Origin of the sequence: Limnobaculum parvum, from assembly GCF_003096015.2 — a bacterium.
GTDB lineage: Bacteria > Pseudomonadota > Gammaproteobacteria > Enterobacterales > Enterobacteriaceae > Limnobaculum > Limnobaculum parvum.
In genome coordinates, this window is record NZ_CP029185.2 from 1,213,104 (window position 1) to 1,239,508 (window position 26,405).

Genomic DNA, 26,405 nt, shown 5'->3' on the forward strand with positions numbered 1-26,405 from the left:
TAGTGAATAGCGATCTAAATATGGCCCGGAATGGATATTCTGGGCCATAAGTTTCTCAAAGCAATCCGGTTTACCGCCCAAACAGTCTGGAGAGGTTAATGCCTTTCAGGAAGATGAAGGCCAGTAATAGTCCTCCCCACAGCGCCATAGTAATGTAGCTGCTTACTCCCAGAATATTCAGTCCACTTTCCAGCATCTGTAATAAAATCAGCGCCATCACCATGCCGAATACCTTACCAAATCCACCGTCCGGGTTTATTCCGCCTAATACTGCCGCCAGAATCGAAACCAGCAGGTAGGATTCACCATAAGAAGCTTTGGCTGAGTTGAGCTTAGACATCATCAACAGCGCGGCAACCACACAGAGCATTGACGATAGAATGTACACCCAAACGATAGTTTTACGGGTGTTGATACCGGAATAGTGGGTTGCCTGTTCATTGGAGCCAATCAGGTAAATAGTGCGACCAAATGCAGATTTTTCCAGAATGACCCATATTACGGCAACGACGGCCAAAAAGACTAACAGCGGTACAGGAATGCCCAACAGATTGGTGCTGTTAATGGTCAGAATATAGTCTGGAAAATTAGAGATAGCCGAGCCACGGGAGATTAAAATATTAATCCCGTTCAGCAACGTCATAATCCCTAGGGTTGCCAGAATAGGAGAGACTCTGACTACCGCAATCAGAAAACCGTTCACACTACCGATAACGATAGCCATCGTTAGCCCAGCAAGCAGCACTAATGCCATACTGCCAACGCTCGGTGGATAATGGGTGGCTACCCAAGCCATTACTAATCCACAGGCATTCATGGTGGCAATAATCGATAGATTAATCCCGCCGGTGAGCATGGTGATCGCCATAGCTAATGCCAGCACGCCGAGTACCGGCATTTGTGATGCGATTGACTGAAAATTAGCCGATGACCAGAAAACATCAGGGATCAGAAAACTGAAGGTCATCACCACCAGACCAATCAGCAGGCTTAGGTAAATCTCTACATTATCTTTTACTTTTCTTGCGCTCATGGTTACACCCCCTGACCTTTACGCTGGCTCCAGGCCGTCATACTGACGCTGATGACGATCACCAAACCGGTAACCACGGTATGCCAGTAAGAGGATATACCTAGCAGGTTCAGGCCGTTTTGTAGTACGGCTAACAAAATAACGCCCAACAGAGTACCTAGTAGGGTTCCTCGGCCACCAACAATGCTGGTACCACCTAACACGACGGCAGCTAATACCGTTAGCTCATAGCCCAGTAGCGAGTCCGGCGCTACGGTTAATACGGTTGCAGACTGAACTACCCCAGCGACCCCGGACATCAGCCCCATATAGCCATACACAAATAGCTGAAGTTTAAATATGCCAAACCCCATACGGGAAGCGGCTTCTTTATTGCCACCCATGGCGTAAATCATTCGGCCAATACTGGTTTTATTCATGATGATGCCGGTCAGAGCAATCACCACAATCAGCGTGATAATTTGCAGGCTTAAACCATAATCATAGCCATCTGTAGCGGTGAATTTAAACAGCATAACGCCTTGCTCGAACCACTCGGGATAGCTGTATAGCCATACTCCTTTGGTGAGATAGAGCAGCAATCCGTAGAAGATATTCAGGGTTGAGATAGTAATAATGATGGACGGAACTTTAAGCCGGTTAACCAACACAGCGTTAACCATGCCCAGCAGCAAACCAATACCGCCAGATAGCGCAAAAGCAATGGCAAAGTTACCGGTGGTGCCCTGAATAAGCGTAACCATCACATATTGAGAGATAATGGTCATGGCCGGGAAAGAGATATCAATACCGCCGGAGATCAGAACAATAAACAGACCGCAGGCCAGTATGGTTAGCATGGCGTAGTTATTGACCAGATCGTAAATATTGCCAAAGGTCATAAAGTCCGGACTGGCAAAAGAGAGATAACCACCAATAACCAAGATGGTTAAGCCTAAAAATAGTTCATGTGGCTTGATGCCAAATTTATTAACCATTGACCACCTCTGCCAGGATTGCTTCCGTTGTTTCTCCCGGTAAATATTCCGCGGTGATTTCACCTTTACGCATCACTAAAATCCGGTGGCTATTAAAGAAGGCTTCATCGATTTCATCGGTAATCATCAGTACCGCAATGCCTTTTTGCGACAGTGCAGAGATAATCTGATAAATACCGGCTTTATTGGCGATATCTACCCCAACGGTAGGGGAATCAAGAATGAGAACTTTAGGATTAATAGCCAGCCATTTGGCAATGGCAACCCGTTGGGCATTGCCTCCGGAGAGGGTATTCACCGGTAGATTGACGCTGCCGATTTTAATGGTTAATTGTTTCACCAAATCTATAACCACGCTGTCTGCTTTTGGCTTATTTAACAGTTGCAGTGGGGTTTTCAAACGGTTTAGCACGGTGGAGATAATATTGTCATTAATCGATTGCTCCATCACTAAACCTGTACTCATCCGGTCTTCTGAAACGTAGCCAATACCGGCTTTAATCGCTTCGCGATTGCTGGAGAAGTGAATGGGTTTGCCGTCTAGCAATATTTCACCAGCATCAGGCTTAGTAAGGCCAAACAGACTAAGGCAAAGCTCGGTACGACCCGCGCCAAGCAGACCAGTGATTGCAACGATTTCGCCTTTATGCAGACGGAAGGATACTTGGTTATATTCCTGAGCGCGGCAGAGGTTTTTCACTTCCAGCGCGATAGCCTCGTTTCCCTGTATTGGTGGTAGTACGGCATAGGAGAACTCTTTACCCGTCATCAGGAAGGCCAGTTTCTTATTATCGATTTCTGCGGCAGGGTACGTGCCAACCAGTTTGCCATCTTTCAACACGGTGATGCGGTCAGAGATTTCCATGACTTCGTCCAGCCGATGGCTGACGAAGACCACACATATATTTCTTTTTTTCAGATCGTGAACCACCCGCAATAAGCCTTTCACTTCCTGCATGGTCAGGGAGGCGGTGGGTTCATCCATAATAATCAGTTTGGCTTCCTGCGACAGTGCTCGACAAATGGCGACAATTTGGCGTTGGGCAATGGGCAGAGATTCTACCGTAGCATCAAGATCCAGTTTGGCGTCGATGCTCTTAATCGTCAGTTCGGCAATTCGGCGAAGTTCACGTTTATTAACCAATAAATTGTGGTGATATTGGTTAATGCCAATGTTTTCAGCAACGGTCAAATTTGGGAACAGCGACAGATCCTGATAGATAACCTGAATACCGGCTTTCACTGAATCAATAGGGGAAAGGTGAGTGTATGGCTTACCATTGATGGTAATGTTTGCCCCCGCGTCCGGTTGATAAACCCCGGAAATAATTTTAGTCAGCGTTGATTTTCCGCAACCATTTTGTCCGGCCAGGCAGTGAACTTCTCCCGGTAACAGCGTTAGGGCAATGTTATCCAACGCCTTAACACCATAGAAAGTCTTGCTAATATTACCCAGTGAAATAAAGGGTTCCATTTTTACCTCTTATTAACTTCTCACCCATTTGTAGCGAACTGCTGTGTTTCAGCTTCCCCTGCCGTGGGTTACCGGCAGGGGAGAGAGAACGATTAATACAGGCTGTCGATATTTTCTTTGGTGACGCGCAGAACTTTATGGAATTTGATAATGTGTTTTTCCATATCCACATCGGCTTTACCCAGATTTGGAATATCCAGCTCTTTAGTAATCTCTTCACCTTTGAGGATTTTGTTAGCCACTGCTGTCAGCGCATAACCTGCTGAAGCCGGGTCATAGGTTACGCCCATGGTGATGTCACCGCTTTTAATCAGCGATGCGGCCTGAGATGGGATCATCATGCCGTAAACAAAAACTTTGCCGCGAGCGCGTTTCTCTTTAACTGCACGACCAGCACCAATAGGACCTTGTGAACCAAAGGCGATAATGCCTTTCATTGTTGGATAGGCTTTCATCAGATCCAACGTAGTGCGACGAGCATCATCAATGTTTTCTGCCACAGGCATACGGCTGGTGACTTCAAACATTTCCGGATAGTGTTCTTTCTGGTATTTAACGAACAGATCGGCCCACAGGTTGTGCTGAGGAACGGTCAAGCTACCCACGTAGATAACGTAGCCACCTTTACCGCCCATGGCTTTCGCCATTTCTTCTACGTTGTCCGCAGCAAATTTTTCATTATCGATGATTTCAACATCCCAGTTAGCGCTTGGCTGCCCTGGGGATTCGTTAGTTAATACAACGATACCTTCACTGCGGGCTTTTTTAAACACTGGTTCCAACACATCGGCGTCATTTGGTACGATAGTAATAGCAGAGACTTTTTTGGCGATTAAATCTTCAATAATTTTAACCTGTTGAGGGGCATCCGTACTGGATGGTCCAACCTGATAGGCTTTAATTCCCAAATCTTTTCCTGCATTGGTTACCCCTTCACCCATTCGGTTAAACCACGGCATGCCACCAATTTTGGAAATATTAACGACTTCAACTTCTTTTGCCATTGCGGCGGTAGAACAAACCACTAACCCTAATAAACTAGCGGATAATAGTTTAGCCAAATTCATTTTACTCATCTTATACCTCGAGCTGGTGGTAAAAATAATTACGGTAATAATTTTGTTTATGAAGAAATAAAAAAATACCGATTTCTTTTTTGCGCACAGTTACATCCTATTCAGCGATAAAGGAGTGAATTTACCGTAATTAAGGTGCCTTTTTATGTAAAAGTTGGCTATAAAATAATTATGGATAGTGTCGGTGATTTTGATGTGTTCTCGACAAACCCCGTCAACACTCCTTTCTGCCACTGGACTGTAGAGTTTTAAGGTCAAAATGGTTATGTATTTATTGGCTGTTTTTATGGATAAAAATGTCTCTATTCTGTTTTGAGACTTGGGTCACAATTGGGGGTGGTTGTTTTATCGGCTATTTAAAGTTTTATGTCGTTTATTCAAGTTATAAATTATTTAGATTATTTAACCATTAACTTATTGATATATGTTTTGACGGTTAGTTCTTATTTGTATAACTCGAGTAGATAACCTGAATATTAGACATAAAAGTGTAGTTTAATATAAAAGCTGAAACGAGAAACCAATGTATATAATAATGAAGTAAGGGGAAAGGTATCTTGAACATATGAAAACTAAACGAAGTCGCGAGGCGGCTAACTTCGTTTAGATTGTGCTTAAAGCGTTATTTCTACCGGAGATGAACTCTCTACATCAGTGTAGGTGGTCAGTTCCATATTTCTGCGACGGAAATCGCTAGGGCTGACCCCGACACGTTTGCGAAACACGCGGGAAAAATAGAGCTGATCGTCATAACCCACAATGCGTCCCACGCTGGCGATAGATTCCTGAGTTGTTTGTAGCAGTAATTTAGCGCGAATAACTCGTTGGTCTTCACGCCAACGCAGCATATTAATACCAACCTGCTCGCGAAAAAGATGTGCCAGACGGGAAGGGGAGAGGCAGACATGGTTAGCAATATCTTCGATACGGACGTCATCGGACAGATTACTGGTCATATACTGGCAGGCTTCAATGATCCGTGGGTCCATGATTTTCTGTGGCGATTGAGGATCTTCTTCAATGCAACGCAGTAGCAGCCTTTCTAGCAGGTTCATCGATAGCTCTTCAGACAGGCGCCTGCCGGACTGATGGGTTTGTTCAATAGAGGTAAACAGCAGCTCAAACTCTTCCTGTAGTGCTTCTGTCGGCAGTGTCAGACGACCCACACGGTTGGTCTGGCTATACCATTCCAACCAGTCTGCCCAGTAGGCACGGGGGCGGAAGTAGATCCAACGGTGATACCAACAATCGCTGTCAGGTGAGCGACCATAATAGTGAGACTCTTTTGGCTGGAATAACAACATATCGCCGGGGTTACAGTAAAACGCATTCTCGCCGTCAAAAATTTGCCCCTGACCTTTAATCGTTAGATTCAGGATATAGCCTTTCATGCCGTTAGGGCGGTCAATAAAGAAGTCGAGAGGGCCATCAATGACGATGGGAGTCAGCCCGGCCACTAGGTAGGCGTTAAAGGAGTATCCGGGTAACAATGGGTTTGGTTGTGAGTCAGAGACAATGCGTTGGTACAATCTTTCCTCCTCAGGCTGACATTAGCGCGTAACATACCATACCGAGCATAACCCGGTATGGCGATTAGTTAATTATACTTTCTGTTTTGCCAGTTGTTTATAACGGTCGAAGATAACCGCTGCAAGCAGGATTAGACCACGCACAACATATTGATAGAATGGCGAAATATTTAACAGGTTCATCGCATTTTCTACCGTACCGAGAATCAGTACACCGGCAATAACATAAGATATTTTACCGATACCCCCTTTCAACGAAACCCCACCCAACACACAAGCAGAGATAACGATCAGCTCATAGCCCATTGAGGTCATTGGCTGTCCGCTGGTCATCCGTGAGGCTAAGATGATACCTGCGGCCGCAGAAATTAAGCCAGTTAGGGCGAAGATGATGATCTTAGTGCGAATTACCGGTACACCCGCTAGGCGGGCCGCTTCTTCATTACCACCAACTGCCAGCGTGTTGCGACCAAAGGTGGTTTTATTTAGCAGGAAACCAAACAGAATAAAGCAGAACAGGGTAATCCAGATAGGAACTGGAATGCTGAACCAACTGGTGTTACCCAACTCAAAGAAACGCTCATCCTCGATACCTACCGCTTTACCATCAGAGATGATATAGGCTAAACCGCGGGCAATTTGCATGGTTGCAAGGGTCGTAATCAGGGCGTTAATCTTCAGGCGAGCGATAACAAATCCGTTTAGCAGACCAAATACCAGCCCTAATAATAAGCCAGCACCAATGCCGAGAGCCAGACTTTCGGTATGGTTGATGACGACCGCCGTGGTTACGCCAGCGCAGGCAATGACGGATGCTACCGACAGGTCAAAATCGCCGGATGCCAGACAGAATAGCATTCCGCAGGCCACCATGCCGGACATGGAGATAGCCAGACCCAGACCGCGCATATTAATCCAAGAGGCAAAGTTAGGGACAAATACCATACAGGCGATAAACAGTACGGCAAAGACTACCAGCATACCGTAGCTATCCCAGATACGGCTCAGGTTATTGCCTGTATCGTTAGCCGATGTTTTTGCCGGGGATATGGGTGTAGTTGTTATTGACATGAAGATTTTCCTTCTCTTAGGCAACCGCATCAGCGGTGGTATTTAACATGGCCAAACTTAGGGCTTTTCCTTCGGTAGCGTTGTCATGGGTTAATTCCCCTGACAGCGCACCTTCTCGCATCACCAGAATACGGTCGGCAAGGCCGAGAACTTCCGGTAAATCACTGGAGGCAAAGACAACGGCAATACCCTGTTTTGCAAGTTCATAAATAACGTTATAGATTTCGTGTTTAGCGCCAACGTCAATACCGCGCGTAGGTTCATCTAACAAAATCACTTTCATTTCTTCGGATAGCCAGCGACCAAGAATCGCTTTTTGCTGGTTACCACCAGAAAGATTCATAATCAGCTGTTCTGCCGACGGGGTTTTGATGTTGAGTTCGCGAATACGCTGTTCAGCGTTGCTGTTTTCCCAATTGTTATTGATTAGGCAGCCTGCGCTGAGGGTTTTACGCCGAGCGCTGATATTGATATTGTCTTTTACCGAATGTACCGGAATGATACCCTCGGCTTTGCGGTCTTCCGGGCATAACATAATGCCCTGAGTGATACCGTCGATGGGGGTAGTGATATTCAGCGTTTTGCCATCCAATTCGACGCTACCGCCAGTAATACGCGTCGCGCCAAATAGCGCTTTGAGTAATTCACTGCGGCCAGCACCGACTAGGCCGAATAGACCGACGATTTCTCCCCGGCGTACCTGAAAACTAATTGGGTGCTTAACCCCCGGTGCTTTGACATTTTTCAGTTCAAAACGGACATCCCCTAATGGACGAGGGCTATAACCATAGATGTCACCAATATCGCGCCCAACCATGGTTTGAACCAGTTCGTCGTGAGTCAGATTAGGAATGTCGGTAAAGGTTTTCATGTAGCGGCCATCTTTAAACACGGTAATGGCATCGCTAAGGGCGAAGATCTCCTCCATACGGTGCGATACATACAGAATGACTCGACCTTCAGCACGCAGCTCGCGAATAACGCGGAATAGCTGTTCAATCTCTCTGGCGGACAGTGAACTGGTTGGTTCATCGAAGGCAATGATCTTGGCGTTACGCGCCAGTGCCTTAGCTATTTCCACCATCTGCCACTGGCCGATGGAGAGATACTTAAGCGGAGTATTTGGGTCGATATCCAGTCCCAGATGCTCCAGTTGAATACTTGCCTCATAGTTAAGGATTTTTTATTGACTACGCCGCCTTTGGTCGGCAATTGCCCCAAATAGATATTTTCAGCGACGGTCATTTCAGGAATCAAATGCAGTTCCTGATAAATAATGGCGATACCAGAATTCAGGGCATCCATGGTGTTATTGAATTTTACCGGTTGTCCCTTGACTCTAATCTCACCCGTGGTTGGGATATAGTTGCCACTGAGTATTTTAAGCAGTGTTGATTTTCCTGCTCCATTCTCTCCCATCAGCGCATGAACCTGACCTGGGTGACAGTCAAAGCTAATGTTTTGCAGCGCTTTCACGCCTGGAAACGTTTTACTGATTTGACAAAACTCGAGATAAGGTGATTGCAGCGTAGGCATAATAAGTTCCTTAATGCTCGTACCACTTATCCGCAGGGGGCGTGTAATTTTAAACGGCCCAAAAGAAGCGACTGACGGAATAAGTATATTTTTCGATAATACGGTGTCGTATAAAGAGGGCAGATGGTTAACCATCTGCCCGATGGACCATTACAGACCTTTCTTTTTCAGCTCAGCTTTGAAGTTGTCGCGCGTAATCAGGACTACGTCGGTAACTTCAGTGAATTTAGCTGGCTCAACACCTTTGGTTTCCCAGTTGTAGAGCATTTCAATACTCTTATAGCCGTGTACGTCCGGGCTTGGTAACAGCGAGCCATAGAAACCAGTAGCATTAGCTTTTGATAGCTCATTGACCGCATCTACCCCGTTGATACCGATACCGATAACGTTTTCAGGTTTGAAATTTTGACCTTCTGTTGCACGTACTCCACCTAAAATGGTGTTGTCGTTAAAGCCAACAATCAGCCAGTTTTTCACTTCCGGATGTTGCACTAACATGGAGTTAGCCGCATCGAAAGCCCCTGGGATATCGTTTGATTTGGTTGGAACCTGATAAATTTGCTTCTCAGGGAAGCCAGCGGCTTTCAGTGCTTCCATAGAGCCCGCTGTGCGGCGACGAGCGGTATCCAGTTCGTTAGAGGTAATAGCCATTACACCCGTCTCGGCTACGTTCCACTTACGCTTGCTCATCTCTTTCCACAGTTCTTCACCCTGACGCTCACCAATTTTGGTCGCAGCCATCATCACTAGAGGTACCGTATCCATCGGTTTACCTTTAGCGTTAACGAACTGGTCGTCAACGGTAATCACTTTCAGGTTATAGCTCTTGGCTTTAGCGATAATTGCCGGCCCTAATTTCGGGTCAGGTGTACAAATAACAAAACCTTTTGCGCCATTAGCCGCTAGGCTATCGATAGCATTTAGGGTTTTTTCACCGTCTGGAACGGCAATTTTAATGACGTCAAAACCGAGGTCTTTACCTGCTTTATCAGCAAATGCCCACTCGGTTTGGAACCAAGGTTCTTCAGGTTGTTTAACCAGAAAGCCGAGCTTCATCGTTTCAGCGATAGCTGAATGTGACATAATCGCCGACAATCCTACAACAGCAAGGGCCTTAGTAAATTTATGCATATGTTCTATCTCTCCTGTACTTGGTCTATATAGCCTAATTGGCTGTCTTTATGTTATTGACTCAGCGAGATCTACTATTGTTATAACAACGAATTTGCATTTAACACGCGTGTTTAAGCTCGTTTTTATGCAATCCATAACAAAGTGGCGTAAGTTTTAACGTTTATTTGATATGAGTTTTTAGAGCGCCATCACAATTGAGAATTACAGCAATATTGTTCATATATTCAGTGAAAAAGTGATGCATTTTGATTTTGAAGTAGATCACACTCCACCTTAAGAAAGCAGAATTGTGCATATATCTAGCTAATGCATCCTCGCCGATTTGATGGGATTTTTTTATGGTATCCCCAAACAAAAATCACCATTAATTCGTATATGAGGTTTTTATGTCAAAAGGCGCTATTGCTCTTGGGCTTGACTTCGGTAGTGACTCTGTTCGCGCTTTGGCTGTTGATTGCATAGAAGGCTCCGAGATTGCAACCGAAGTCGTCTATTACCCTCGCTGGAAGCAGGGGTTATTTTGTAAACCCTCTGATAATCAGTTCCGCCATCATCCTCAGGACTATATTGAGTCGATGGAGCAGGCAATTAAGGCCGTCGTTGCGCTGCTGACGCCGGAACAGCGTAAAAGTATTGTAGGTATTGGTGTTGATACGACGGGGTCAACGCCAGCGCCAATTGATAATGAAGGGCGAGTATTAGCGTTACGCCCTGAGTTTGCCGATAACCCGAATGCGATGTTCGTGTTATGGAAAGACCACACCGCCATTGAAGAAGCAGAAGAAATTAACCGTCTGTGCCATAGCGGTAAGTTTGATGACTATACCCGCTATATTGGTGGTATTTATTCATCGGAATGGTTCTGGGCCAAAATTTTGCACGTTTCCCGTGCGGATGCCGCGGTACGCAGCGCGGCAACGTCGTGGGTTGAACTGTGCGACTGGGTACCTGCATTATTAAGCGGTACGCAGGCACCAACGAATCTTAAACGTAGCCGTTGTGCTGCGGGTCATAAAGCATTGTGGCATATGGACTGGAATGGTTTGCCACCGAGCGATTTCCTTCAGGCATTAGATCCTATTCTGGTTAATGATCTGACTTATCCTATGTTTACTGAAACGCACACCGCTGAGAAACCGGTAGGGCAAATCACTAAAGAGTGGGCTGAACGTCTGGGTTTGCCAGAAAACGTGATGATCTCTGGTGGTGAGTTTGACTGCCATATGGGTGCCGTGGGTGCTGGCGCACAACCTTATACGCTGGTGAAAGTGATTGGTACTTCCACCTGTGACATTCTGCTGGCGGATTATGAACTGGTGGGCGATCGTGCCGTTGCTGGCATTTGTGGTCAGGTGGACGGTAGCGTTATCCCGGGGCTTATCGGTATGGAGGCCGGACAGTCTGCATTTGGTGACATGTACGCTTGGTTTAGTCGCTTGCTGGCATGGCCGCTTAATCATGCGGCAGCACAGAACCCTGAGTTAGCGCCAGCGCTGAAGCAAATCGAATCTAATTTGTTACCTGCTTTAACCGAAGCTTGGGCCCAGCAAACCTCACTGGACAAACTTCCTGTGGTGCTTGACTGGTTCAATGGCCGTAGAACACCGTTTGCCAATCAGCGCCTGAAAGGTGTTATCACGGATTTGAACTTAGGTACCGACGCACCAACTCTGTTTGGTGGATTCATTGCCTCTACGGCATTTGGTGCTCGCGCCATTATGGAGTGCTTTGTCAATCAGGATATCCCTGTGGAAAACGTACTGGCATTAGGCGGTATTGCCCGCAAATCTCCGGTGATCATGCAGGTTTGTACCGATGTAATGAATCGCCCACTGCAAATCGTTGAATCCGACCAGTGCTGTGCGCTGGGAGCCGCCATTTTTGCAGCGGTTGCCGCCGGTGTTTATGACACTATTCAGGATGCTCAACAAAACATGGCCAGCCCGATTGAACGCACGCTGACGCCAGATCCTCAGCGTGCTGCACAGTATGAAAAACTTTATCAGCGTTATCAGCAATGGAGTCAGGTTGCAGAACCTTGCTATGCAGCCAAAGCAGAATAATGCTGTACTGAATTTTGAATTAGCCTGCTGAAAAGCAGGCTCTCTATTAGGAGTTTATATGAACGTCTTTAATCAGTTAGAAGTTTGGTTTGTTATCGGTAGTCAGCATCTGTATGGGCCAAAAACGTTGCAACAGGTGAGTCATCAGGCTCAAGAAGTGGTCGATGGCTTAAATCAACACGCAGGATTACCGATCAAGTTAGTGATCAAACCGCTGGCGACTACGCCGGATGAGATTACAAACCTGTGCCGGGAGGCGAATTATGCACAAAGTTGTGTGGGTATCGTCACTTGGTTACACACTTTCTCTCCTGCCAAAATGTGGATCGCCGGTTTAAGCCAACTGGAAAAGCCGTTATTACAATTACATACCCAATACAGCAATGAAATTCCATGGGGTACCATTGATATGGACTTCATGAACTTGAACCAAACCGCCCACGGTGGTCGCGAGTTCGGTTTCATTGGTGCACGCATGCGTAATGAGTACACCGCGGTTGTGGGTTCATGGAAAGATAAAGAAGTACATCACAAACTAAACCGCTGGATGCGTGTTGCTGCCGGTATTTATGAAAGCAAAAACCTAAAAGTCGCACGCTTTGGTGACAATATGCGTGAAGTGGCGGTAACCGAAGGTAATAAGGTTTCTGCACAGATCAAATTTGGTTATGCGGTAAACGGCTACGCCTTAGGTGATTTGGTATCCGTAGTGGATGCCGTGTCTAAAGGTGAGATTGATGCGCTGGTTGAAGAGTATGAAGCGACCTACCGTCTGACTGATGTGGTCAAAGTTAATGGTGCTAAACGCAGTAACTTGCTGGACGCTGCCCGTATTGAGCTGGGCCTGAAGAAATTTCTGGAGCAGGGTAAATTTGGTGCTTTTACCACCACGTTTGAAAACCTGTATGGTTTAAAACAACTGCCGGGGTTGTCGGTTCAGCGTTTAATGCAACAAGGCTATGGTTTTGGCGCAGAAGGCGACTGGAAAACTGCGGCTCTGCTACGCATTATGAAAGTAATGGCAAGCGGTATGAAGGGCGGAACGTCCTTTATGGAAGATTACACCTACAACTTTGCAGCCGGTAACGATCTGGTATTAGGTTCCCACATGCTGGAAGTTTGTCCATCTATCGCCAGCGAAGAAAAACCGTTGCTGGATGTACAGCATCTAGGTATCGGCGGTAAAGACGATCCAGCTCGACTGATTTTCTCTGCTCCAGCAGGGCCAGCGCTGAATGCCAGCCTGATTGATATGGGCGACCGTTTCCGCCTGCTGGTAAATACAGTTGATACCGTTAAACCGCCACACGATCTGCCTAAGCTCCCTGTTGCTCATGCCGTTTGGAAAACCCATCCATCGCTGGACGTGGCGGTTGAAGCCTGGATTTTAGCCGGTGGCGCGCACCATACGGTGTTCACTCAGGCGCTGGATGTTGATCATCTGCGTATCTATGCTGAAATGTGCGGCATAGAGATGTTGGTGATCGATCAAGGTACTGAGATCCCAGCGTTTAAGAACGAGATTCGCTGGAATGAGGTTTATTACAAGTTGTGTCGCTAATATTTGGATATAGCGTAAGTGTCGTCGTTAGTTATATTGAGTCAGACTCGGCATAGTACTAATGACGAACGGCAAGCCCTTGGCATTGATGTCAGGGGCTATCCTCTTTCAGTCGTCAGTTGAATTTAACTGCTCATTTAGAAAGAAAAGGTTAAAAGGCAAAACAATATGTATCAGCAACTGAAGAAACAGGTTTTAGAGGCCAATCTGGCGTTGCCCCGTCATCATTTAGTGACCTTTACTTGGGGAAATGTCAGCGGAGTCGATCGTGAGCGCGGTGTGATCGTGATTAAGCCGTCAGGTGTTGAGTATGAGCATATGACCGCTGACGATATGGTGGTAGTGAGTCTGGAAACCGGGAAGGTTGTAGAAGGAAGCAAAAAACCTTCATCGGATACAGAAACCCATTTAGCGCTGTATCGGGCATTCCCTGAAATTGGTGGAATTGTACATACTCACTCTCGCCACGCCACGATTTGGGCGCAGGCTGGACGTGATTTATCCGCATGGGGAACCACCCACGCAGATTATTTCTATGGTCCAATTCCTTGCACCAGAAGAATGACACCGGAAGAAATCGCCGGGGAATATGAGTTAGAAACCGGTCATGTGATTATCGAAACCTTCAAATCACGGGGTATTAGCGCTAAAGATATTCCGGCGGTGTTGGTTAACTCTCATGGGCCTTTTGCCTGGGGAGCCGATCCGGATAATGCGGTGCACAACGCCGTGGTACTGGAAGAGATTGCCTATATGAATCTGTTTACCCGCCAGCTAACGCCAGATTTAGGTGAAATGCAGCAGGAGCTGTTGGATAAACATTATCTGCGTAAGCATGGTAAGAATGCTTATTACGGGCAGTAATCACCGTACCTGAGCAATGAAAAGAGGCTGTCATGGAAATGACAGCCTCTTTCTTTATTTTTTATCCCAGCATTTAACTAGTTGGTCTTCAATTGTTCTTTTTTGATTGAATAATAATCCAACCAACAACCTATCAATATGCCCATTAGGCACAGAAACCCGCCAATAATTAACAGTGCTTCTTTAAGGTAATAGAAAGTACTGAATTCAGTCGCGGACCAGAATAGTAAGACCAGCCATAATCCCAACATACTTGCCCCCGCAGTGACTAATCGAATCGCTGATTGGTACTGATGGGAGAAATGTATTCGGGGCATAAAGCTATCCGTTTGCTGGGTATGTTCCAACGTCTGACGGCATATCGCCAGCAGTAGCAGACCGGGAACCGCCATCACAATGGTAAACAGGTAGAACAGCGGCCAGTTGTAATGCTCGACAAACCAGCCAGCGACGGGACCGACGTAGACGCGACCAACGGCGGATAACGCCGAGAGCAGGGCAAATTGGGTGGCAGAGAATGATTTATTACACAGCGTCATCAGAAGGGCAACAAACGCTGCGGTACCCATCCCTCCACACAGATTTTCAAGGAAAATCGCGCTACCCATAGTAATAATGCTTTTATCGGTTACTGCCAAAATCCAATAGCCAAAATTGGATACCGCCTGCAAAATACCGAACAGCATCAGCGAGCGAAACAACGTTAGCCGTTGCATCAGAATACCGCCAATCAGAACCCCAATAATAGTGGCGAGCAGGCCCAGAGTTTTATTTACCAGACCGACTTCACCGGCGTTAAAGCCTAGGCCACGGATCAGGAATGTAGTGCTCAGGCTACCGGCGAAGGCATCACCCATTTTATACAGCACGATCAGTAATAGAATCAGCCAGGCATTGTTGCGGCCAAAGAAATCTTTTAGCGGCTCAATCACTGCTTGTTCAATGGTTTTTGGCGTTGAGGCTATCGTTTCAGGTTCTTTTGCCCATAATGTGGCGATAATACCAACCACCATTAGCAAGGCCATCAGCCAATAGGTAGCGCGCCAGCCTAAATAATAATGAGCAATCCACAGCGCCAGTCCACCAGAAACTAACATGGCTAAACGGTAGCCTAATACCGAAATAGCAGCACCATTTCCCCGCTGGTCTGCTGGTAGTACATCGGTTTTATAGGCGTCAAAAACAATGTCCTGAGAGGCGGAGAAAAAGGCAATCATTACCGCCAAAGCCGCCATCAGCCATAAATCGTGTTGAGGGTTCAGGCAACCAATAGCAAAAATCAAAATAACCAGAGCGACTTGGGTTAGCAGCATCCAGCCACGACGGCGACCAAGGAATGGCAGACTGTAGCGATCCATCAACGGTGACCAGAGAAACTTAAAAACGTAGGCCTGCCCAACTAAAGAGAAAAAACCAATGGTGGTTAAATCCAGTCCAGCTACGGTCATCCAGGCTTGCAGGGTACCGGAGGTTAGCGCGAGAGGAAGACCTGATGCAAAGCCAAGCAGCAGCAATATCGCGGTATTACGCTGAGTAAACGCTTTAAAATAGTGATTAGTCATAGAGTCAGAAACCCCTGCTGGTTTGAGCAGGGGTTGGTACTGGATTAACCGCGTGCATTTTGACGGATAAAGTCGCTGATACTGGTATCCTGCGCCATTTCATTAATCATATCGGTTAACGCCTCATTGATAACGTCCTCGATGTTTTTATTGCTGGCGGTGAAGGCACCTTTAGTATTGTGGGTTGTGCGGAAGTTTTTAGTCTGCTGTTGACCATTTTTTGCTTGGCTGACAATAGAGATATCCACTTTGGTGGCGATGTTATAACGTAAATCACCTTCCTGAACATCAGCGAACAGGTTATTGATAATAATCTGCACGTTAACGCTGCCATCCGAGCCTACCATATAACCACGGGCGCGCAGTTGTTTTTCCAGCGCTTCTTGCAGCAGGAAACGCATATCCCGTGATGGGGTTAAGGTTAACAGTTGACCATCGCGATTCACTTTGGCAAGCGCGTTATCCTGACGCTGATCGGCGCTGGTGATACTGATGGTTGCACCCATCAGCGATGGGTCTTGCTGAGGAAGGTTCATGGTTGGATTGATATTCAATGTGGTATCCGGACGGGCACAGCCAGCCAGAATAAATAGCGCCATTAACGGAAACAGGATGCGCTGTGGCAGAGTTATTTTTTTCACGGTAAACCTTTTAAATTCAATTTATTATCCATGTGCCGCTTCGATGATGGTGTCATCAATGAATACCTGAGCCTAATCAGAGGTCAGAGCGGCTTGTGAGTTGGTTTAGTCACCTGCATTGTTAATCATACTGCCGAGATAAACCGTGGTACAAATAAGACCAACGCCTATCATATCATTGCTCTGGTGATGAGGAAGAGGGGAAATGATAATATCACGCAGGTTAATCTGCTTTTGGGTGCAATTACCCGCCGCTTGGTTAATCGTTCATTCAGATAGGATGCTGTAAATTAGCAATGGAGACTCATCATTGGGTACCATTTGAATAAAAGATCGCTTTTCTCAGGCAAAATCATAGAGGGTGTACTTTAATTGCAGGGACAATAAAAATGTCGATGCTTAATAAAGTAAAAATGAATCATCAGAAAGCCAGTTGGGTAAGAAGGTAATGATGAAAGAGATTATCAAAAGTAAATTAGCGGTGCTGGATCCCGTGTTTATTGAGGTGGTTAACGAAAGCGATCGGCATAATGTGCCCGCGGGTTCAGAGAGCCATTTTAAGGTGGTTATTGTCACCGATCGTTTTGAAGGACAGCGTTTGTTGGCTCGCCATCGTGTGATTTATCAACTGTTAGCACAGGAGATGCAGCAGCCGATCCATGCCTTGGCTTTGCATACCTATACGCCAGATGAGTGGCAGAAACAGCAGGATTACGTGCCAGATTCACCTGAGTGCCGCGGCGGTAGCCGTTTTTCGTAGCGCTTGGGGTAGGATGACAATAAGGCTGGATAGCCACAAAAATAGGGTAATAACTATCGGTTGGGGAAAGTTTCGGGAACTGAATCACGATTTATCTGGTACTAACGCCCTCTCTTTTCTCGACTCATCATCAATGCGCGGCTATAATGCTGCGTCTAATTTTCCGGACTTTATTCGGGATGCTTCCGACAATAAGGGATAGGGTACCGTAAGCGCGGCCGTCCCGGTCTTAAGAAACGGTTTCAATTATTGCCTGGCGCAATAATTGAAAATGATTTCTGGAGTTGACCGAGCACTGTGATTTTTTGAGGTAACAAGATGCAAGTTTCCGTTGAAACAACTCAAGGCCTAGGGCGCCGTCTATCAATCGCTGTTGCGGCTGACGTGATTGAAGAAGCAGTAAAAAAAGAGCTGGTAGATATTGCCAAGAAAGTACGTATCGACGGCTTCCGTAAAGGAAAAGTACCAATGAACATTATCGCTCAGCGTTATGGTGCTTCTGCGCGCCAAGACGTGCTGGGTGAACTGATGCAGCGTCATTTCATTGATGCCATCATCAAAGAAAAAATCAACCCAGCGGGCGCACCGAAGTATGTACCGGGCGAATATAAGCTGGGTGAAGACTTCAACTATGCCGTAGAGTTTGAAGTGTATCCGGAAGTAGAACTGAAAGACTTAAACACCATCGAAGTTGAAAAACCAGTGGTTAACGTAGGCGAAGCTGACGTGAATACTATGCTGGATACTTTACGCAAGCAGCAGGCTACTTGGAAAGAAACTAATGACCAAGTTAAAGCTGAAGATCGCGTAACGGTAGATTTCACCGGTTCTATCGACGGTGAAGAGTTCGAAGGTGGTAAAGCGTCTGATTTCGTTCTGGCTATGGGCCAGGGCCGTATGATTCCGGGCTTTGAAGAAGGCATCGTGGGTCATAAGAAAGGTGAAGAGTTTACTATCGACGTTAACTTCCCTGACGATTACCATGCAGAAAACCTGAAAGGTAAAGCGGCTAAGTTCGCTATCGTTCTGACGAAAGTTGAAGAGCGTGAACTGCCAGAATTCACGCCAGAGTTCATTTCTCGCTTTGGCGTTTCTGAAGGTACGCTGGATGGCTTAAAAGCGGAAGTGCGTAAAAATATGGAACGCGAGCTAAAAGGCGCTATCCGTAACCGTATTAAGACTCAGGTTATCGACGGTTTAGTCAAAACGAATGATGTGGATGTCCCTGCTTCACTGGTTGATGGTGAAATCGATGTACTGCGTCAACAAGCGGCACAGCGTTTTGGTGGCAACCAACAGCAAGCGATGGAATTACCTCGCGAACTGTTCGAAGAGCAAGCTAAACGCCGCGTTGTAGTGGGTTTACTGTTAGGTGAAGTGATTCGTAAGAATGAACTGAAAGCTGACCAAGCTCGCGTTAATGCACTGATTGAAGAAATGGCTTCTGCGTATGAAGATCCACAAGAAGTAATTGAGTTCTATAATAAGAACAGTGAACTGATGAACAACATGCGCAACGTTGCAATGGAAGAAGAAGCAGTAGAAACACTGCTGTCTAACGCTAAAGTAACTGAGAAGGCCATGTCATTCAGCGAGCTAATGAATCAAACTCCAGCTGCATGATAATGCTTTGAGAGCAGAGAGAAAGTTGACTTAGTCGCTATTCTTCTGCAAATATGGCTCGGAGGCTCTGTTTCCGGGCCATTTTTCTATCAGGAGACTTCAATGTCCTACAGTGGCAGGTTAGATAATTTTTCATCAGATATGGAACAACCTATGGCACCTCACATGGCGTTAGTACCAATGGTGGTTGAACAGACTTCTCGGGGAGAGCGTTCTTACGATATTTTCTCTCGTCTGTTAAAGGAGCGTATCGTTTTCCTTAACGGTCAAATTGAAGACCATATGGCGAATTTGATTGTGGCTCAGTTACTGTTTTTGGAAGCTGAAAACCCGGAAAAAGATATTTTTATGTATATCAACTCACCCGGTGGCGTAATCACTTCTGGTATGTCTATTTATGACACCATGCAGTTTATTAAACCGGATGTCAGCACCATGTGTTTGGGGCAGGCTTGCTCAATGGGTGCATTCCTGTTGACGGCAGGTGCGGCAGGCAAACGTCTATGTTTACCGAATGCGCGCGTGATGATCCATCAACCATTAGGTGGTTTCAGAGGGCAGGCTTCAGACATCCAGATTCATGCAGAAGAGATCCTGAAGATCAAAGCTAAAATGAATCAACTGATGTCCCATCATAGCGGAAAGCCACTTGAAGATATCGAGCGTGACACCGATCGTGACAGATTCCTATCTGCTCAGGAAGCGATGGAATACGGTTTGATCGATGAAATCGTTACCTCAAGGGTGTAATCATTATCCCTGACATTGAGTCTATTTAGCGCCTACACTTATACAAATAGGTAGGCGGTAATAGCTTTGCCGGATACTGGTATGCGTCAGGGAAAGTGAAGCAGGATGCATAAAGTAGAGTTTAAATTTATGAGGTTTACTGATGACAGATAAGGGCAAAGACGGTTCAGGAAAGCTGCTGTACTGTACCTTCTGTGGTAAAAGCCAGCACGAAGTTCGCAAGTTAATCGCTGGTCCGTCAGTGTATATCTGCGATGAATGTGTCGACTTATGTAACGATATTATTCGCGAAGAGATTAAAGAATTAATACCACACAGAGAGCGCAATGCACTACCGACACCGCACGAAATTCGTCAGCATCTTGATGATTATGTGATTGGGCAAGAGCAGGCTAAAAAAGTTCTGGCGGTTGCGGTTTATAATCACTATAAGCGTTTACGCAATAGCGATAGCAGCCATGATGTTGAATTAGGTAAAAGTAACATTTTGCTGATTGGCCCAACGGGTAGCGGTAAAACACTACTGGCGGAAACGCTGGCACGTTTTCTGGATGTGCCGTTTACTATGGCGGATGCAACCACATTAACGGAAGCGGGTTATGTGGGTGAAGATGTTGAAAATATCATTCAGAAACTGCTGCAAAAATGTGATTACGATGTTGAGAAAGCTCAGCGTGGTATCGTTTATATCGATGAAATCGATAAGATTTCCCGTAAATCAGACAACCCGTCTATTACCCGTGATGTTTCCGGTGAAGGCGTACAGCAAGCACTGCTGAAGCTGATTGAAGGGACTATTGCTGCCGTTCCTCCGCAGGGTGGACGCAAACATCCACAGCAAGAATTCTTACAGGTTGATACCTCTAAGATTCTGTTTATCTGTGGTGGTGCATTTGCCGGGTTGGATAAAGTTATCGGTATGCGTATTGAAACCGGCACGGGTATTGGTTTTGGCGCGACGGTGAAAAAAGCATCCGATAAAGCAACGGAAGGTGAACTGTTTAAGCAGGTTGAACCAGGTGATCTGATCAAGTACGGTCTGATTCCTGAGTTTATCGGTCGTCTGCCGGTAGTGGCTACGCTGGGTGAGCTGGATGAGCAGGCGCTGATTCAGATTTTGAAAGAACCTAAAAATGCGTTAACCAAGCAGTATCAGGCATTGTTCCACCTTGAGAATGTTGAACTGGAGTTCCGCGATGAAGCGCTGGATGCCATCGCTAAAAAGGCGATGTCACGCAAAACGGGTGCTCGTGGCCTGCGTTCAATTGTGGAAGCCGCATTACTTAACACCATGTATGACATTCCTTCTATGGAAAACGTGGACAAAGTGGTGATTGATGCTTCGGTTATTGAAAACAATACCGATCCACTCCTGATCTACAGCCAGGCTGAAGCTCAGGCATCCGGTGAGTAACTGATAAAATCATCGTCGGTTTTCAATAAAGTACGGTTGAAAATGGCGTTGCAATCAGTGAAAAAATCAGGGGGATAATATCCTCCTGATTTTTTATCTTTGTCTACCGTTGAATGTAATTGAATAGTCCCCATATACTCTTTCATGTACTACGTTGATAACGTATCCCCCATTTCCGTTAATGTATTTAGTTGGCGGAAAACGAACAAAGAGAGAGCTCTATGAATGCTGAGCGTTCCGAACGCATTGAAATCCCTGCGCTGCCCTTAAGAGACGTAGTGGTTTATCCACACATGGTTATTCCACTATTTGTTGGAAGGGAGAAGTCTATTCGTTGTCTTGAGGCAGCGATGGAGCAGGATAAAAAGGTTCTGATGGTCGCACAGAAAGACGCCACTATGGATGACCCAGGTGTTAACGATCTGTTTTCGGTGGGAACCGTTGCCTCTATTTTGCAAATGCTGAAATTGCCTGACGGTACGGTAAAAGTGCTAGTCGAAGGATTACAGCGTGCCCGTATTACCATGCTGGCTGATAACGGTGAGCATTTCTCTGCACAGGCAGAATATATGCCGACTGCCAGTATTGATGAGCAGGAGCAGGAAGTTCTTATCCGCACTGCTATCAATCAGTTTGATGGTTACATTAAGTTGAACAAAAAGATTCCACCGGAAGTCCTCACTTCCCTGAATGGAATCGAAGATCCTGCTCGTCTGGCAGATACGATTGCTGCACATATGTCACTGAAGTTGAGTGACAAGCAAACCGTGTTGGAAATGGTGGATGTCGGTGAACGCCTTGAATTCCTGATGGCGATGATGGAGTCTGAAATCGACCTGCTGCAGGTTGAGAAGCGTATCCGTAATCGCGTTAAAAAACAGATGGAAAAAAGTCAGCGTGAGTACTATCTGAATGAGCAAATGAAAGCCATCCAGAAAGAGCTGGGTGAGATGGACGATGTGCCAGATGAGATAGAAACGCTTAAACGTAAGATTGAAGCGGCGAAAATGCCGAAAGACGCCCGGGAGAAAACCGAGGCTGAATTGCAGAAGCTGAAGATGATGTCTCCAATGTCTGCGGAAGCCACGGTAGTGCGCGGTTATATTGAGTGGATGATTCAGGTTCCATGGAATTCACGTAGCAAAGTGAAAAAGGATCTGAACAAAGCGCAAGAGATTCTGGATACCGATCACTACGGGCTTGACCGGGTGAAAGATCGCATTCTTGAGTATTTAGCGGTTCAGAGCCGTGTCAGCAAAATTAAAGGGCCAATCCTTTGTTTAGTTGGGCCTCCGGGCGTAGGTAAGACGTCACTGGGCCAGTCTATTGCCAATGCTACCGGTCGTAAATATGTGCGTATGGCATTGGGTGGCGTGCGTGATGAGGCTGAGATTAGAGGCCACCGTCGTACCTACATTGGTTCCATGCCGGGCAAACTGATCCAGAAAATGGCCAAGGTTGGGGTGAAAAACCCGTTATTCCTGCTGGATGAGATCGACAAAATGTCTTCTGACATGCGCGGTGATCCGGCTTCAGCACTATTAGAAGTGCTGGATCCAGAGCAAAACGTCGCGTTTAACGATCACTACCTAGAAGTGGATTATGACCTGTCCGACGTCATGTTCGTCGCGACATCTAACTCCATGAACATTCCTGCGCCACTGCTAGACCGTATGGAAGTGATTCGTCTGTCGGGCTACACCGAAGATGAAAAGTTGAATATCGCCAAACAGCATCTGTTACCGAAGCAACTTGAGCGTAATGCATTGAAGAAAGGTGAGTTGACGTTAGATGACTCAGCGATTGTTTCTATGATTCGCTATTACACCCGTGAGGCTGGCGTTCGTAGTTTAGAGCGTGAGATCTCCAAAGTTTGTCGCAAGGCAGTTAAAACCTTGCTGATGAATAAGACCGTGAAACATATTACGGTGAATGCGGATAACCTGAAAGAATTCCTCGGGGTTCAGCGTTTTGACTATGGTCGTGCCGACAATGAAAACCGCGTAGGTCAGGTAACCGGACTGGCGTGGACTGAAGTTGGCGGTGACTTATTGACTATCGAAACCGCCTGTGTGCCGGGTAAAGGTAAGCTGACTTACACCGGGTCTCTGGGTGAGGTTATGCAGGAATCCATCCAAGCGGCGCTGACTGTCGTGCGTGCTCGCGCCGAGAAGCTGGGTATTAACGGTGACTTTTACGAGAAGCGCGATATCCACGTTCACGTACCGGAAGGCGCTACACCAAAAGATGGCCCAAGTGCCGGTACCGCCATGTGTACCGCTTTGGTTTCCTGTTTGACGGGGAACCCGGTGCGTGCTGATGTAGCTATGACGGGTGAGATTACACTGCGTGGTCAAGTTCTGCCGATTGGTGGTCTGAAAGAGAAGTTACTGGCAGCGCATCGCGGTGGAATTAAAACTGTGCTGATCCCTGCAGAAAATAAACGTGATTTGGAAGATATTCCGGAAAACGTGATTGCCGATCTGGACATTCATCCGGTAGAGCGGATTGAAGAAGTGCTCACCCTTGCGCTACAGAATCCACCATTTGGTGCTGCACCGGTGGCGACAAAGAAGCCAACGGCAGCGGTAAAAATGCCAAAAAAGTGATGTAGAGCAAATATTGTTGATAAAACTAGGGCTGGCAAGGGTGTTCTCTCTTGCCAGTTTTTTTATGTACCGTTAAATTAGTGCGCAGGCTAACTTGCTATCGCTTGTTTTGCTTGATATAAGAGCAGTGGCGTCGTATCCCTATCGATGATCAGGGACGACAATTTATCGTAAAGGGGATTTTATAGTGAATAAATCACAACTGATCGACCAAATCGCTGCGGGAGCAGATATTTCTAAGGCTGCAGCTGGCCGCTCATTAGACGCAATCATTGATGCAGTTACTGATGCGCTGAAAAACGGCGATCAAGTTTCTCTGGTTGGCTTTGGTTCATTTGTTGTTCGTGAGCGTGCAGCCCGTACTGGTCGTAACCCACAAACTGGCAAAGAAATCAAAATTGCAGCAGCAAAAGTTCCGGCATTCCGCGCGGGTAAAGCGCTGAAAGACGCAGTTAACTAAGATTTTTTTGGTTTTTGCCATGTAAGGCCTTACCTTAAGGCAATGAACTGATAGAATAGAGGCGCATCGAATGATGCGCTTTTTTTATGCCTTTTTTGAAGGTTAATATAAACTTATAGCCATCTGTCAGATAAGCATCAATTCTGGCAGTAAACATATAGACCCGTTGGTAAATCGTCATATGGCGGTCAACCATATCTATGTTTCATGGTTTAGCCCTATTACAGCGGAGAGTTGTCACCCTATGATGGACAATCTACGCGCGGCCTCGAATAGTGTCGTGCTTAAAGTTATCCTTGCTTTGATTATGCTATCGTTTGTTTTAACCGGCGTGGGTAGTTACCTAGTTGGCGGTTCAAAGTCTTACGTTGCCGAAGTAAACGGACAAGAAATTGACCGCGCCCGGTTTGAGCAATCGGTCATGAATGAACGCGCTCGTTTACAACAACAGCTTGGCGAACAGTTCTCTCAGTTAGCAGGCAATGAAGCATACGTGAAGCAGATGCGTCAGCAGGTACTTAACCGCATGATTAACGATCTGTTGCTTGACCAATATGCTGCCAAGATTGGCATGGCGATTGGCGACGATCAGGTTAAAACCTCTATTCAGTCATCTCCTGAGTTTTCTACTGACGGTAAGTTTGATAACAGTAAGTACCGTGACTTGTTAAACCGCTTTCAGATTGCGCCAGAACAATATGCAGAAATGACGCGTAAACAATTGCTGACTCAGCAACTGTTAGCCGCATTTGCGGGTACTCATTTCTCTCTGCCGGCTGAAACTGAATCCGTTGTCGCATTGATTCAACAGCAGCGCGATGTACGAGTTGCCAGCATTGGTATGAAAGCGCTGGAAGCCAAGCCTGAAGTTATCCCGACGGCAGAGCAAGTTAAAGCATTCTACGATCAGAATAAGAGCCGCTTTACTGCACCAGAAATGGCCCGTGTCAAATATATTGAAGTAGATGCAGCAAAACTGACCGACGATATCAAAGTCAGCGATCAGGACGTTGCCGATTTCTATGCCAAGAACAAACCGCTATATGTTCAGGCTCCGCGCACCAGTTACAGCATTATCGTGTTGTCTAAAGAGAGTGATGCTAAAGATGTGTTGTCACAACTGAAAAACGGTGCTGATTTTGCCGCATTAGCGAAAGAGAAATCACTGGAAAAAGATTCTGGCGCTAAAGGTGGTGATTTAGGTTGGTTGGAAGCAACAGCCGTGCCTGATGATATCGCTAAAGCGAAATTAACAGAAAAAGGCCAACTGTCAGATGTGATTCATTCTGATATGGGCTATCTAATTGTTCGTTTGAACGATATTCAGGCCGCAAAAGAGAAATCGCTGGAAGATGTGAAAGCTGAAATTACTAAAAACCTGTTACAGGATAAGTCTTATAACAAGTTTGAAGATATTCAGAGCAAATTAATTGATGGTGCAGCCAGCAATAATACGTCTCTGGATGCAGCAGAAAAAGCATCGGGTCTGAAAGCGCAAGAAAGCGGTTGGTTGTCTCGCAGTAACATGCCAAAAGAGCTGGCCTATCCTGAAGTAGTCCAAGAGATTTTCGGCGGAGATCTGATTGGTGTGAAAGGTGCGCCTGGCCCTAACTCTGATTTAATTACGGTAGAAGGCGATCGTGCTTTTGTACTGCGTATTGCTGAATATCGTCCAGAAGCCGTACAGCCGTTTGAAGAAGTCTCAGCCGATATTACCGAATTGCTGAAACGTCAGAACGTAGTCAAGATGGCGCGTGAGCAAGCCGATCAACTGCTTGCTGCACTGAAAACTGATAAAGGTGATGAAGCGCTTCAGGCTGCCAACATTAGGTTTGGTGACAAGAAAGTAATTACCCGTATGTCAGATGACGCACAACTGGCAGAGAGCGTATTCGCGTTACCGCTGCCGAAAGAAGGCAAACCATCATACGGCGTCTCTAGCGATAAGAGTGATAATGTCGTTTTAGTGGCGTTGGATGCGGTTCACCCAGGCCAAATGGATGCTTCGTCATTAAAAGCATTTAGTGCTCAGATGGCTAATCAGGATAGCAGTGTTGTACTGGATGCCCTGATCGGTAACCTGAGACAGCAGGCAAAAATCAAAATGGGTGATTTAGCTAACGTTCAGTAATATGTGCGGCATACGTCGCATTTATATGTAACATATCACCATAATCAAAGGCCGCTTTCGCGGCCTTTTGCATATCTGAAAACCGCCGATTTAACTTAATCACCGGGATTGGCAATCTGTTATGGCTGTGACCATAA

The 26,405-nt window shown here is 46.2% G+C and carries 19 protein-coding genes and 1 pseudogene; 10 read left to right on the forward strand and 10 right to left on the reverse strand.

Annotated elements, in window-relative coordinates; all coding sequences use genetic code 11:
- Positions 1 to 70: 70 nt before the first annotated feature.
- The 8 genes and pseudogenes from HYN51_RS04840 to HYN51_RS04875 form a co-directional block, all read right to left on the reverse strand.
- Positions 71 to 1,033, reverse strand: coding sequence for an ABC transporter permease (locus HYN51_RS04840; RefSeq protein ID WP_108901798.1), 963 nt, complete (start codon positions 1,031 to 1,033; stop codon positions 71 to 73).
- Between the two features lie 2 nt (positions 1,034 to 1,035).
- Positions 1,036 to 2,010, reverse strand: a complete 975-nt coding sequence (locus HYN51_RS04845) for an ABC transporter permease (protein ID WP_108901799.1) — start codon at positions 2,008 to 2,010, stop codon at positions 1,036 to 1,038.
- On the reverse strand, positions 2,003 to 3,484 hold the full coding sequence (locus HYN51_RS04850; RefSeq protein ID WP_108901800.1) for a sugar ABC transporter ATP-binding protein: 1,482 nt from the start codon (positions 3,482 to 3,484) through the stop codon (positions 2,003 to 2,005). The genes HYN51_RS04845 and HYN51_RS04850 overlap by 8 nt, the downstream gene beginning before the upstream one ends.
- Before the next feature lie 92 nt (positions 3,485 to 3,576).
- Positions 3,577 to 4,560 (reverse strand): autoinducer 2 ABC transporter substrate-binding protein, encoded by a 984-nt coding sequence (locus HYN51_RS04855; RefSeq protein WP_108901801.1) that lies wholly within the window; start codon positions 4,558 to 4,560, stop codon positions 3,577 to 3,579.
- 614 nt (positions 4,561 to 5,174) lie between these two features.
- Positions 5,175 to 6,089, reverse strand: coding sequence for an arabinose operon transcriptional regulator AraC (araC, locus tag HYN51_RS04860; RefSeq protein ID WP_108901802.1), 915 nt, complete (start codon positions 6,087 to 6,089; stop codon positions 5,175 to 5,177).
- Positions 6,090 to 6,161: 72 nt separating this feature from the next.
- Positions 6,162 to 7,160, reverse strand: coding sequence for an L-arabinose ABC transporter permease AraH (gene araH, locus HYN51_RS04865; protein WP_108901803.1), 999 nt, complete (start codon positions 7,158 to 7,160; stop codon positions 6,162 to 6,164).
- 16 nt (positions 7,161 to 7,176) lie between these two features.
- A pseudogene (gene araG / locus HYN51_RS16695) lies at positions 7,177 to 8,696 on the reverse strand (L-arabinose ABC transporter ATP-binding protein AraG).
- Positions 8,697 to 8,846: 150 nt separating this feature from the next.
- On the reverse strand, positions 8,847 to 9,827 hold the full coding sequence (locus HYN51_RS04875) for an arabinose ABC transporter substrate-binding protein (RefSeq protein WP_108901804.1): 981 nt from the start codon (positions 9,825 to 9,827) through the stop codon (positions 8,847 to 8,849).
- Between the two features lie 389 nt (positions 9,828 to 10,216).
- On the opposite strand from HYN51_RS04875, the gene HYN51_RS04880 reads away from it, so the two are divergent.
- From HYN51_RS04880 to araD, 3 genes are all read left to right on the forward strand, one after another.
- The gene (locus tag HYN51_RS04880; protein WP_108901805.1) at positions 10,217 to 11,893 is read left to right on the forward strand and encodes a ribulokinase; all 1,677 of its coding nucleotides are present in this window, start codon (positions 10,217 to 10,219) and stop codon (positions 11,891 to 11,893) included.
- Positions 11,894 to 11,951: 58 nt separating this feature from the next.
- Positions 11,952 to 13,454 carry an L-arabinose isomerase gene (gene araA / locus HYN51_RS04885; protein ID WP_108901806.1) on the forward strand — a complete coding sequence of 501 codons (1,503 nt, stop codon included), beginning with the start codon at positions 11,952 to 11,954 and terminating at the stop codon, positions 13,452 to 13,454.
- Positions 13,455 to 13,622: 168 nt separating this feature from the next.
- The gene (gene araD / locus HYN51_RS04890; RefSeq protein ID WP_108901807.1) at positions 13,623 to 14,318 is read left to right on the forward strand and encodes an L-ribulose-5-phosphate 4-epimerase; all 696 of its coding nucleotides are present in this window, start codon (positions 13,623 to 13,625) and stop codon (positions 14,316 to 14,318) included.
- 77 nt (positions 14,319 to 14,395) lie between these two features.
- Here the strand turns inward: araD and ampG are convergent, their stop codons facing one another.
- On the reverse strand, positions 14,396 to 15,880 hold the full coding sequence (ampG, locus tag HYN51_RS04895; RefSeq protein WP_108901808.1) for a muropeptide MFS transporter AmpG: 1,485 nt from the start codon (positions 15,878 to 15,880) through the stop codon (positions 14,396 to 14,398).
- Between the two features lie 44 nt (positions 15,881 to 15,924).
- Positions 15,925 to 16,506 carry a lipoprotein gene (locus tag HYN51_RS04900; RefSeq protein WP_108902168.1) on the reverse strand — a complete coding sequence of 194 codons (582 nt, stop codon included), beginning with the start codon at positions 16,504 to 16,506 and terminating at the stop codon, positions 15,925 to 15,927.
- A 463-nt stretch (positions 16,507 to 16,969) separates the two neighbouring features.
- Here HYN51_RS04900 and bolA point away from each other — a divergent pair, with 463 nt between their 5' ends.
- The 7 genes from bolA to ppiD all read left to right on the forward strand — a co-directional run bounded on the left by bolA (position 16,970) and on the right by ppiD (position 26,268).
- Positions 16,970 to 17,281 (forward strand): transcriptional regulator BolA, encoded by a 312-nt coding sequence (gene bolA / locus HYN51_RS04905; protein WP_108901809.1) that lies wholly within the window; start codon positions 16,970 to 16,972, stop codon positions 17,279 to 17,281.
- A gap of 318 nt (positions 17,282 to 17,599) precedes the next feature.
- Entirely contained in the window at positions 17,600 to 18,904 is a 1,305-nt protein-coding gene (gene tig, locus HYN51_RS04910; RefSeq protein WP_108901810.1) for a trigger factor, read from the forward strand.
- Between the two features lie 102 nt (positions 18,905 to 19,006).
- A complete protein-coding gene (clpP, locus tag HYN51_RS04915; protein ID WP_108901811.1) occupies positions 19,007 to 19,654 on the forward strand; it encodes an ATP-dependent Clp endopeptidase proteolytic subunit ClpP in 648 nt (215 codons plus the stop codon).
- Between the two features lie 142 nt (positions 19,655 to 19,796).
- On the forward strand, positions 19,797 to 21,068 hold the full coding sequence (clpX, locus tag HYN51_RS04920) for an ATP-dependent protease ATP-binding subunit ClpX (RefSeq protein ID WP_108901812.1): 1,272 nt from the start codon (positions 19,797 to 19,799) through the stop codon (positions 21,066 to 21,068).
- Positions 21,069 to 21,289: 221 nt separating this feature from the next.
- The gene (gene lon, locus HYN51_RS04925; RefSeq protein WP_108901813.1) at positions 21,290 to 23,677 is read left to right on the forward strand and encodes an endopeptidase La; all 2,388 of its coding nucleotides are present in this window, start codon (positions 21,290 to 21,292) and stop codon (positions 23,675 to 23,677) included.
- A 187-nt stretch (positions 23,678 to 23,864) separates the two neighbouring features.
- Positions 23,865 to 24,137 (forward strand): nucleoid-associated protein HU-beta, encoded by a 273-nt coding sequence (hupB, locus tag HYN51_RS04930; protein ID WP_108901814.1) that lies wholly within the window; start codon positions 23,865 to 23,867, stop codon positions 24,135 to 24,137.
- A gap of 244 nt (positions 24,138 to 24,381) precedes the next feature.
- Positions 24,382 to 26,268, forward strand: coding sequence for a peptidylprolyl isomerase (gene ppiD, locus HYN51_RS04935; protein ID WP_108901815.1), 1,887 nt, complete (start codon positions 24,382 to 24,384; stop codon positions 26,266 to 26,268).
- The last annotated feature ends 137 nt before the right edge of the window (positions 26,269 to 26,405 follow it).

Coding starts and splice junctions, on each gene's coding strand:
- HYN51_RS04840 (WP_108901798.1), bottom strand. CDS start 1,033: ATGAGCGCAAGAAAAGTAAAAGATAATGTAGAGATTTACCTAAGCCTG.
- HYN51_RS04845 (WP_108901799.1), bottom strand. CDS start 2,010: ATGGTTAATAAATTTGGCATCAAGCCACATGAACTATTTTTAGGCTTA.
- HYN51_RS04850 (WP_108901800.1), bottom strand. CDS start 3,484: ATGGAACCCTTTATTTCACTGGGTAATATTAGCAAGACTTTCTATGGT.
- HYN51_RS04855 (WP_108901801.1), bottom strand. CDS start 4,560: ATGAGTAAAATGAATTTGGCTAAACTATTATCCGCTAGTTTATTAGGG.
- araH (WP_108901803.1), bottom strand. CDS start 7,160: ATGTCAATAACAACTACACCCATATCCCCGGCAAAAACATCGGCTAAC.
- HYN51_RS04875 (WP_108901804.1), bottom strand. CDS start 9,827: ATGCATAAATTTACTAAGGCCCTTGCTGTTGTAGGATTGTCGGCGATT.
- HYN51_RS04880 (WP_108901805.1), top strand. CDS start 10,217: ATGTCAAAAGGCGCTATTGCTCTTGGGCTTGACTTCGGTAGTGACTCT.
- araA (WP_108901806.1), top strand. CDS start 11,952: ATGAACGTCTTTAATCAGTTAGAAGTTTGGTTTGTTATCGGTAGTCAG.
- araD (WP_108901807.1), top strand. CDS start 13,623: ATGTATCAGCAACTGAAGAAACAGGTTTTAGAGGCCAATCTGGCGTTG.
- ampG (WP_108901808.1), bottom strand. CDS start 15,880: ATGACTAATCACTATTTTAAAGCGTTTACTCAGCGTAATACCGCGATA.
- bolA (WP_108901809.1), top strand. CDS start 16,970: ATGATGAAAGAGATTATCAAAAGTAAATTAGCGGTGCTGGATCCCGTG.
- tig (WP_108901810.1), top strand. CDS start 17,600: ATGCAAGTTTCCGTTGAAACAACTCAAGGCCTAGGGCGCCGTCTATCA.
- clpP (WP_108901811.1), top strand. CDS start 19,007: ATGTCCTACAGTGGCAGGTTAGATAATTTTTCATCAGATATGGAACAA.
- clpX (WP_108901812.1), top strand. CDS start 19,797: ATGACAGATAAGGGCAAAGACGGTTCAGGAAAGCTGCTGTACTGTACC.
- lon (WP_108901813.1), top strand. CDS start 21,290: ATGAATGCTGAGCGTTCCGAACGCATTGAAATCCCTGCGCTGCCCTTA.
- ppiD (WP_108901815.1), top strand. CDS start 24,382: ATGATGGACAATCTACGCGCGGCCTCGAATAGTGTCGTGCTTAAAGTT.